1 protein-coding gene is annotated in these 350 nt (G+C 64.3%); it reads left to right on the forward strand.

The annotated features are described in order from the left end of the window. Positions 1-350 (forward strand): hypothetical protein (locus ACR6JA_RS22205; RefSeq protein WP_494599554.1); only part of this gene is annotated, 350 nt, incomplete at both ends.

Genomic DNA, 350 nt, shown 5'->3' on the forward strand with positions numbered 1-350 from the left:
GACCGACAAGCGGAAATTCAAGGACTACGCGCTGGCGAACGGCTTGCGCGTGACGGCCAGTTGGGCGGATGGCGAAAGCTTGGCGCCGGACTATATCGTCAAGCCCGCGATCGGCTCCTTCGGCGCCGGTATCCGCGGGCCGTTCGGGCCATTGGCTCCGTTGGATCCTGAGGTGCCGCTGGCCGAGGGGGATTTCTATGAACAATTCATCCGTGGCCGTAGCGCCAAGGCGTGGTTCTGGAACGGACAGCCGGTGGCGCTGGAAGTGTTGACGCCGCCATTGATCACCGGTGACGGGCAGCGCAGTCTGCGGGCGATCGCCGCGCAGCCTCGGGGAAATTTTGATGTGC

The organism is Cedecea sp. B1(4) (assembly GCF_059414925.1).